The sequence below is a fragment of the Aeromonas sp. S9(2024) genome, from assembly GCF_041403185.1.
GTDB classification, from domain to species: domain Bacteria; phylum Pseudomonadota; class Gammaproteobacteria; order Enterobacterales; family Aeromonadaceae; genus Aeromonas; species Aeromonas enteropelogenes.
The window spans coordinates 115707-124725 of record NZ_JBGLRE010000014.1 but is presented as its reverse complement, the minus strand read 5'-3'; the positions used below and the strand labels follow the sequence as shown (position 1 = coordinate 124725).

General features: G+C 59.2%; 6 protein-coding genes and 1 rRNA gene. 2 read left to right on the top strand and 5 right to left on the bottom strand.

Annotated features, from left to right (window positions below):
- The 5 genes from ACB028_RS19080 to pepQ form a co-directional block, all read right to left on the bottom strand.
- Positions 1-98: ribosomal RNA gene (locus tag ACB028_RS19080) — 16S ribosomal RNA — on the bottom strand; the annotation flags it as partial.
- Positions 99-555: 457 nt separating this feature from the next.
- Complete coding sequence (gene hemG, locus ACB028_RS19075) at positions 556-1080, bottom strand: menaquinone-dependent protoporphyrinogen IX dehydrogenase (RefSeq protein ID WP_042027112.1); 525 nt, start codon at positions 1078-1080, stop codon at positions 556-558.
- Positions 1081-1087: 7 nt separating this feature from the next.
- Entirely contained in the window at positions 1088-2545 is a 1458-nt protein-coding gene (locus ACB028_RS19070; RefSeq protein WP_061476969.1) for a TrkH family potassium uptake protein, read from the bottom strand.
- A 36-nt stretch (positions 2546-2581) separates the two neighbouring features.
- Positions 2582-3199: an IMPACT family protein gene (locus tag ACB028_RS19065; protein ID WP_342018196.1), complete on the bottom strand. Its 618-nt coding sequence runs from the start codon at positions 3197-3199 to the stop codon at positions 2582-2584.
- Positions 3199-4521, bottom strand: coding sequence for a Xaa-Pro dipeptidase (gene pepQ, locus ACB028_RS19060; RefSeq protein WP_371144950.1), 1323 nt, complete (start codon positions 4519-4521; stop codon positions 3199-3201). Before pepQ ends, ACB028_RS19065 begins: the two co-directional genes overlap by 1 nt.
- A gap of 191 nt (positions 4522-4712) precedes the next feature.
- Here pepQ and ACB028_RS19055 point away from each other — a divergent pair, with 191 nt between their 5' ends.
- Together ACB028_RS19055 and fadB are read left to right on the top strand one after the other, a co-directional pair.
- Positions 4713-6650: an acetoacetate--CoA ligase gene (locus ACB028_RS19055; protein ID WP_371144949.1), complete on the top strand. Its 1938-nt coding sequence runs from the start codon at positions 4713-4715 to the stop codon at positions 6648-6650.
- Between the two features lie 203 nt (positions 6651-6853).
- Positions 6854-9001, top strand: coding sequence for a fatty acid oxidation complex subunit alpha FadB (gene fadB, locus ACB028_RS19050; protein ID WP_371144948.1), 2148 nt, complete (start codon positions 6854-6856; stop codon positions 8999-9001).
- Positions 9002-9019: the final 18 nt, after the last annotated feature.

Here is a 9019-nt window from a genome sequence, read left to right as displayed (position 1 = left end):
GGCAAAAGTAGCAAGCTACTTTCCCGCTGCCGCTCGACTTGCATGTGTTAGGCCTGCCGCCAGCGTTCAATCTGAGCCATGATCAAACTCTTCAATTTAAGTTTGGTTGCCTATAAAGGCGGCTCAATGAATTGCTGAATTAACTGCTGCAACTTGAAAGTTGCTTTGGTCACTTCATCAGACATTGAAAATCAAAAATTGTTTTTGATGCTCGATGCTGTGAGTGCCCACACAGATTGCTTGATTCAAATTGTTAAAGAGCGCTACGCTTGTCGCGTTGAGGAAGCGCATATTACGCTTCTCACTTCGAAAGTCAAGCGATTGTTTTCGCTTTTCTTTCAGCGCCGGCTTCTTGGTGAAGCTGGCTCATCAGCTTGGCGTGAACCGCCGTGCTGGTGAGGGCGCATTATAGGGAGCCGCGCCGGGATGACAAGGGGAAAACTGCAAAAAATGACACTTTTTGCAGTTTTTAGTGCCAACCGCTTTTTTATTAAACAAAAGCCCTGTTATCACGGGGCTTTTGTATGCCAAGGCATCGATCAAAATATTCGGTTGCTATCTTTTTGCCCAGAATTCCCGGGCAAATGCCCGTACTTTTTCCCAATCGGTAAACTCGATGTCTTTACTGGTATCCGTGCTGCCACCGGTGATCTTCATGATCAGCTGAATGATGCGGGTCTGCCACCAGTTGTAGCGGGAATACTGCAACGCTCCGGCAAAGACCCCCAGAGTCTTTGGCTTCCAGGGAGAGAGGCGCAAGAACTTCTTCATATAGGCGTTAGTCTGCGGTGTCTGCTTCTCGGGCTTGCGGGCGGTCAGGTTGACGCAGAAGAAGGCCGCATTGGCCACTTCCAGCTGCTCTTCATGGGCATGAATAAAGCTGAGCAGGCTGGGATGAAAATGACCATAGCGGATAGATGCGCCGATCAGCACCTTCTTGTACTTGCTGAGGTTGCACATCGGCAAGGTGTGCAAATCATGCATCACTACATCGCATCCCGGCATCTCTTCCAGCATGACATCAATAATTTTACGGGTTTGGCCATCCCGAGAGGAATAAAGCACCAGAATCTTGTCCATAACAACCTCAGCTACGCCAGAATGCAGGAGTAAACAGTACCAGAAGCGTAAAAATTTCCAATCGGCCAAACAACATAGCCAGGATCATTATCCATTTGGCGGTTTCACTGGTATCAGCGAAGTGAGGCGCCACCGCCCCCAAGCCCGGCCCCAGGTTGTTGAGAGTCGCCACGACAGCTGAAAATGCAGTGAGTTCATCCATGCCCGTCGCCATCAACCCCAACATACACAAAATGAAGATGATGGCGTAGGCGGCAAAGAACCCCCACACGGCCTCAATGACTCGCTCGGACAGCGCCTTGTTGCCCAGCTTGATGCGATAGACGGCCCTCGGGTGGATCAGACGCTTAAGCTCCCTCACCCCCTGCAGATGCAGCAACATCAAACGCACCACCTTGATCCCGCCGCCGGTACTCCCGGCGCAGCCCCCCACAAACGAGGAGAACATCAGCAGTACCGGCAGGAACAGCGGCCATTCGGCAAATCCTGCCGTACTGAAGCCCGCTGTCGTTGCGATGGAGACCGACTGGAACAGCGCATGGTCCAGTGTTTCCTTCCAGCTGTCGTAGTTGCCGTGTGCCATCAACACCAAGAAGCAGACGAGAGTCAAAGCCAGCTGGATGGCAAGGAAGACCTTCACTTCGGGATCCCGCAGATAGACCCCGATCCGCAATGGTCGATGGGTGAAGGCAGCAAAGTGCAGAGTGAAATTCACCCCAGCGATCAACAGAAAAATCACCGTGATGAGGTTGATGGTCGAGCTGTTGAAGTAGCCCATGCTGGCATCGTGGGTCGAGAATCCACCGATCGCCACGGTGGCGAAGGAGTGGCAGATGGCATCGAACAGCGTCATTCCTGCGGCCCAGAATGCCAAGGCACAGACAGTGGTGATGAACAGATAGATGTACCAGAGCGCCTTGGCCGTCTCGGCTATACGCGGGGTCACCTTGTTGTCCTTGACCGGCCCCGGGATCTCGGCACGGTAGAGCTGCATGCCACCGATACCGAGCAGCGGCAGTATGGCGACCGCCAGCACGATGATCCCCATCCCCCCCAACCATTGCAGCAACTGGCGATAGAACAGGAACGCCTTGGGCAGCTCATCGAGCCCGGTCAGCACGGTTGCCCCCGTGGTCGTCAACCCGGAAAAGGATTCGAAGAAGGCCTCTGAAACCGACATGTCAGGCACGTCACCCAGCATAAAGGGCAGAGCACCGACGCTGCCAAGCACGGTCCAGAACAGCACCACGATGAGGAACCCCTCTCTGGAACCCAGTTCCCGCTTGTGATGACGATTGGGAAACCAGAGTGCCACCCCGAGCAGCAGGGCAATCACAAAGGCACTGACAAATTCAGAACCGCCCCCATCCCGATAGCCAAACGCCACCAGCGCTGGCAACAACATGGTCGAGCTGAACAGCGCCACCAGCAGGCCAACAATGCGGATAATGCTCAGGATGTGCATTCCTGCTCCCTATCAAGAATCAAAGAGCGATGGATTCTAGCCATCTAAGGGGTCAAGGGATACCCGCCCATGAGTCCGATCGATCAATTCCCGATCAACCTGAGCCCAAACTGATGATTCCCAGGCCACCTGCAGGGAGACCTGTTGACCATACTCGGCCGCCAGCACCTCGCCGCCGTAGTTGCCCACCAAAGCTTCGACTACCCCTATATCACCGTAATCACAGTGGATGATAGAAGGGGTGCGCGGTACCTTGAGTAAAGTGGTCAGCTGCTTGAGGGCGGTTCCGACGCCACCGCCATAGGCCTTGACCAGACCGCCGGTGCCAAGCTGGATCCCGCCGTAATAGCGCACCACCACGGCGCAGATTTCGCCAAGTCCGGAGCCCATCAGCTGGGCCAGGATAGGTTTGCCCGCCGTCCCCGAGGGCTCACCATCATCGCTGAAGCCATAGACCTGGCTGTCTTGTGGGGCGCCCGCTACAAAGGCCCAGCAGTGGTGACGGGCCGCTGGGTGTTGTCGTTTGACCTCGTTCACCCACGCCTTGGCCGCCTCCACCGTCGGGGTATGGGCGATCAGGGTGATGAAGCGGCTCTTCTTGATCTCTTCGCTAAGCTCCAGCGGTGCTGCCGGAATGGAATAGGCAACCGCCATCAGAGCCCTGCTTGTCTGGTCATGTTCTCCACCCCGTCTGCGTGCAGCACCACGTTATCTTCGATGCGGATGCCGCCAAACGGGCGCAGCGCTTCCACCTTGATCCAGTTGACCCGCTTGCCCTGTTCGCCCTGGCGCAGCGGTTCCAGCAGGCTGTCAATAAAGTAGAGGCCCGGTTCGATAGTGAACACCTGGCCCACCTCCATCACCCGGGTACAGCGCAGATAGGGGAACAGCTCGGGCGCCGCCAGATGGGTGCCACGTTCGTCCTGCATGAAGCCACCGGCATCATGCACCTGCAGACCGAGGAAGTGACCGAGGCCATGGGGGAAGAAGACATTGGTCACCCCTGTGTTGATCATCTCGTCCACCGACATGTCCACCAGCTCGGTGGCCTGCAGCAGGCGCGCCAGCTTGTGGTGCATCAGCAGGTGCAGCTCGCTGTAACGGCGACCCGGCTTGATCTCCTTGATGATCTCCTGCTGCTGCACATCCAGCGCGGCGACAAGGTCGGCAAACTCGCCACGGCGCCACGCCCAGGTACGGGTAATGTCGGAGGCATAGCCATGAAAATCGACGCCGGCATCGATGAGGAAGGAGTAACGCTCGGCATCCGGCACCCGCAGGGCAGAAAGGTGGGTGTAGTGCAAAATGGCCGCATTGCGGTTGATGGCGACGATATTGCCGTAGGGCGCCTCATTGGCCCCCTGCCCGACCGCCTTCATGTAGGCCAGGTTGATCTCGAACTCGCTTGCCCCCGCCATGAAGGAGTCCTTGGCTGCGATATGGCCGCGCACCCCGATCCGGTTCGCCTCACGCAGGCACTCCAGCTCGTAGTCCGTCTTGTAGGCGCGGTGATAATGCAGGTAGTTGAGGACCGCCTCCGGATTGGGCTGGGTCAGCCCCAGCAAGCCGGCCACCTCGAGATGTCCGCCCAGATAGGCCCACTCCTGCTTGTCGGCGGGCAGATGATCCGCCACCTGCTCAGGTCGGGTGAGGAAGCGGATCTCGAAGAAGTCGACCCAGAAGGCATTGGGCAGGTCCGCTACCTTGTGCCAGAAATCCACCGGGCGATAGAACAGCAGCACCGGCTTGCTCACGCCATCCACCAGCAACCAGCAATGGGGGTTGTCCAGCACCGGCAACCAAGCCTTGAAGTGCGGGTTCACCTTGAAGGGGTAATCCTGATCGTCGAGGAAGATGCGATGCGTCTGGCCGGAGTGGATGGCCAGCCCGCTGAGCCCCTGCTGTTGCAGAATGTCGCGGGTACGCTGCTGCAAAGTATCGAGGTGCTGGGCAAAAAGTTGGCTGTAGCTGCTCATGGCGTCCTGCTCCGAGATGAATGTGATTGCAGCATAACATCATGCACGGTGAGGCTCGACCCGTCACGCTGCCGCTTCGTGAGGTAACGCATACGTTACAAAACGTTTGTTATCAACAAGAAACCAATAATTAACAAATGAAGAACAATTCAATACACTGCCGGTAGATAACATGAAGTCAGGGATCACTCATGGACAACCTCTGCCTGTGGCAACCGGATCCGCTCAGGATGCAGCAATCCAACCTCTATCGCTTTATGGCCGAGGTCAATCGCTTCCATGGCCTGCAGCTGCAGGACTATCCCCAGCTCTATCAGTGGTCGGTGGAGAAGACGACCCGCTTCTGGCCGCTGGTGTGGCAGCATTGTGGCGTCAAGGGGGAGCTCGGCAACATAGTGGCGGAAAACCGCCAGGATATGCAGCGCACCCGTTGGTTTCCCGATAGTCGGCTCAACTTTGCCGAAAACCTGTTGCGCCGCCAGGATGATACCCCGGCCATCATCTCCCGCATCGAAGGAGACGCCAGCCGCACCCTGAGCTGGCGCGAGCTGGCAGATCAGGTTGCCCGACTGGCCCAATGGCTGCGCAGCCAGGGCATAGGCCGTGGCGATGTGGTAGCGGCCTATCTGCCCAATATTCCGGAAACCGTGGTGGCCATGCTGGCGACCACCAGCCTGGGGGCGATCTGGACCTCCACCAGCCCGGATTTTGGCGAGGCCAGCGTAGTGGAGCGCTTCGGCCAGACCCGCCCCAGAGTGCTGTTTGCGGTGGATGGCTATCGCTATAACGGCAAGGCTATCGACATCCAGGATAAGGTGGCGGGGGTCATCGGACAGCTCGACAGCATAGAGCAGACTGTGTTGATCCCCCTGCTGGACCACCCCCTGCAACTGGGCCACGACTGGCGCCAGATCCTGGCCAGTCAGCCGGATGCGGGTCTGCAGTTCGAGCCCATGGCCTTCAACGATCCGCTCTATATCCTCTATTCGTCAGGTACCACCGGCAAGCCCAAGTGCATCGTGCACGGCATCGGCGGCACCCTGCTGCAGCATTTGAAAGAACACCAGCTGCACTGCGACATCAAGCCGGGGGAGCGCATCTTCTATTTCACCACCTGCGGCTGGATGATGTGGAACTGGCTGGTGAGCGCGCTGGCCTCCGGCGCCACCCTGGTGCTCTACGACGGCTCTCCCTTCTACCCGGATGGCAACGTGCTGTGGGATCTCGCCAGGGACGAAGAGGTCGCCCTGTTTGGCACCTCCGCCAAGTATCTCGATGCGCTGCACAAGCAGGGCTATGCCCCCATCAAGACCCACAAGTTGCCACACTTGCGGCTGATTTGCAGCACAGGCTCCGTGCTGTCGCCGGAGGGGTTCGACTACGTCTATGAGCAGATAAAAACAAATGTACAACTGTGCTCCATCTCCGGCGGCACCGACATTTGCTCCTGCTTCGTCATCGGCAACCCGCTCAGCCCAGTCTATCGCGGCGAGAGCCAGGGGCGCGGTCTCGGCCTCGCGGTCCAGGTGTTCAACGAGGCGGGCCAGCCGGTGCAGGGGGAGAAGGGCGAGCTGGTCTGCACCAAACCCTTCCCGGCCCAGCCCATCGGCTTCTGGGGGGACGAAAACGGCGAGAAGTACCACGCAGCCTACTTCGAGCGTTTCGACAACGTCTGGTGCCACGGCGACTGGATCGAGCTGACCGCGACCGGCGGCATCCTCTTCTATGGCCGCTCCGACGCCACCTTGAATCCGGGAGGCGTGCGCATCGGCACCAGCGAGATCTACCGCTACGTGGAGCAACTGGACGAGGTGGAGGAGAGCATCGTCATCGGCCAGCAGTGGCAGCAGGATGAGCGGGTGGTGCTGTTCGTCAAGCTCAGGGCTGGCCTCAAGCTGGATGATGCCCTGCGCGAGCGCATTCGCCAGCAGATCCGCCAGCACTGCACCGCCCGTCACGTGCCCGCCCGCATCCTGCAGGTGGATGCCATCCCCCGCACCAAGTCCGGCAAGATAGTGGAGCTGGCGGTGCGGGAAGTGGTGCACAACCGCCCCGTCAACAACACCCACGCCCTCGCCGATCCCGAGGTGTTGAACCAGTACCGCAATCGGGTAGAGCTGGCCAGCTGACAAAAGCCTCAGCTCACAACAAGCGCCGCAAGGCGCCTGTTTTTTATCCGTTTTGTGATGGCGAGCCTCCCCACAAAAACTGTTAAACAAATGTTTTAAATAGGTGTTGAAAATGTCTCCTTTTGGATCAATAGTGAGCCTCGCCCCCTGCTGGGGATAAAGGAGCACCACGCCCCACTGTGTGGGAACAAGGAGACACTCTCATGATCTACCAAGGCGAAACCCTGTCGGTCAGCTACCTCGAAGACGGCATTGCCGAACTCAGGTTCGACGCACCGGGTTCAGTCAACAAGCTGGATCGCGCCACCCTGCTCTCCCTGAGCGAAGCGATCGCCGCATTACAACAAGAACGTGAACTAAAAGGTCTGATCCTCACCTCCGGCAAAGACGCCTTCATCGTCGGCGCCGATATCACCGAATTCCTGGAACTGTTCGATCTGCCACAGGAAGATCTGCTCGGCTGGCTGAAAAAGGCCAACGACATCTTCAATGCCATCGAAGATCTGCCAGTGCCTACCCTGTCCGCCATCAAGGGCCACGCCCTGGGCGGCGGCTGCGAAACCATCCTCTCCACCGACTTCCGGCTGGCCAACACCACGGCCAAGATCGGCCTGCCCGAGACCAAGCTCGGCATCATGCCGGGCTTTGGCGGCACCGTGCGTCTGCCACGAGTGATCGGCGCCGACAACGCGCTGGAGTGGATCACTACCGGCAAGGATTACCGTGCCGATGACGCCCTCAAGGTGGGTGCCATCGATGCCGTGGTCGCCCCGGATGCGCTGCAGAGCGCCGCCGTGCAGATGATCAAGGACGCGATCAAGGGCAAGCTGGACTGGCAGAGCCGCCGCGCCGCCAAGAAGGCCCCGCTGCGCCTCTCCAAACTGGAAGCCATGATGAGCTTCACCACCGCCGCCGGCATGGTTGCCGCCGTGGCGGGCAAACACTATCCGGCGCCGATGGCAGCAGTGAAGACGGTGGAAGCCGCCGCCGGCATGGGTCGTGATGAGGCGCTAGCCGCCGAGGCCGCCACCTTCGTCAAACTAGCCAAGACCGACGTAGCCAAGGCGCTGGTCGGTATCTTCCTCAACGATCAGCACATCAAGGCGCTGGCGAAGAAGTCCGCCAAGCAGGCGAGCAAGGCTACCAGCCACGCCGCCGTACTGGGTGCAGGCATCATGGGGGGCGGCATCGCCTACCAGTCCGCCAGCAAGGGTATCCCGGCGGTGATGAAGGACATCAACGAGAAGGCGCTGGCACTTGGCATGGGCGAAGCCACCAAGCTGCTCAACGGCCAGCTCGAGCGCGGTCGCATCGACGGCATCAAGATGGGCCAGGTGCTCTCCGCCATCACGCCGACCCTCAGCTATGACAACGTCAAACATGTGGACGTGGTAGTCGAGGCCGTGGTCGAGAACCCGAAAGTGAAGGCGGCCGTGCTGAGTGAAGTGGAAGGCGTGATCGGCGAAGACGCCGTGCTCGCCAGCAACACCTCCACCATCCCCATCTCCCTGCTGGCCAAGAGCCTGAAGCGCCCCGAGAATTTCTGCGGCATGCACTTCTTCAACCCGGTGCACCGCATGCCCTTGGTGGAGATCATCCGCGGCGAGCAAACCTCGGACGACACCATCAATCGCGTGGTGGCCTACGCCGCCGCCATGGGCAAGTCACCTGTGGTGGTCAACGACTGCCCGGGCTTCTTCGTCAACCGCGTGCTCTTCCCCTACTTCTTCGGCTTCAACAAGCTGGTTGCCGACGGCGCCGACTTCGCCGCCGTCGACAAGGTGATGGAGAAGGAGTTTGGCTGGCCCATGGGCCCCGCCTACCTGCTGGACGTGGTCGGCATCGACACCGGCCACCATGCCGGTGACGTCATGGCGCAGGGCTTCCCGGCGCGCATGAGCAAGGAGGGTCACACCGCCATCGATGTGATGTACGAGGCGAGCCGCTTCGGTCAGAAGAACGGCAAGGGCTTCTACGCCTACGAGGCTGACAAGAAGGGCAAACCGAAGAAGGTGGCCGATGCTGCCAGCTACGAGCTGCTGACCCCCATTGCCAAGCCGAAACAGGATTTCGACAAGGAGGCCATCATCGCCCGCATGATGATCCCCATGATCAACGAGGTGGTGCTCTGCCTCGAAGAGGGCATAGTCGCGACCCCGGCCGAAGCCGATATCGCACTGGTCTACGGTTTGGGCTTCCCTCCCTTCCGCGGTGGCGTGTTCCGCTATCTGGACACCCTGGGTCTGGATCGCTATGTAGCCATGGCCGACCAGTATGCCGATTTGGGCCCCCTCTACCATGTCAGCGACAAGCTGCGTGAGATGGCCGCCCAGGGCAAAACCTTCTACTGATTGCGGAAAGGAGATCCA